This window comes from Vibrio sp. 2132-1 (genome assembly GCF_033344315.1).
This window is the reverse complement of the sequence record NZ_JAWPON010000756.1, coordinates 1-541: the sequence shown is the minus strand read 5'-3', so window position 1 is coordinate 541 and position 541 is coordinate 1. Positions and strand designations below refer to the sequence as shown.

The following is a 541-nucleotide window of genomic DNA, read 5'->3' as shown; positions in this document are numbered from 1 at the left end:
TTTGGAAACACATTGATGAAGAAGGGTATTGGAGCGGCAATCTTCTTAGCCGCACAGCCAATGGCAGCAACCAAGCGCATCATTTGTGTATCTATCGCCTCACATTCAATTCAGGGCGTGTGCTTTTTCTCGGTTTTTCAACGGATATCTCGGCTTCCCTTTTGTGGATGAAAAATCGTTGTGAGCAAGTGCAAGACTGGTCGGCATTTTTGCCAACCAGAGATGAATTCGAACTTCAATTGGATAACCTCGCAAACGAAAGTGGTCACAAAGACCTCAATATCGTGATGACGCTAAGACCGAACTTTGCCCAGAAATGCATGTTGGAACAACAGCTAGGTTTTGCGGACTTTATCATGCGTAGTCGCTACACCAGCATTGCGGGGCAGTTGTCGCGAGACGTCTTTGTGGTCTGTTTACAAACGCCACATTGTCAGTGGTTGAGCCCTTTGCGCTTGATTCAAATAGCCATGAAAGGCTTCTTTTCTGAGCTGAGAAGTGAAATGGGAAACAAAATGCACGCTACGATTGTGGAAGGGCA

The 541-nt window shown here is 46.2% G+C and carries 1 pseudogene; it reads left to right on the top strand.

The annotated features are described in order from the left end of the window. Window positions 1-541: pseudogene (locus R8N47_RS27805) on the top strand (hypothetical protein); the annotation flags it as partial.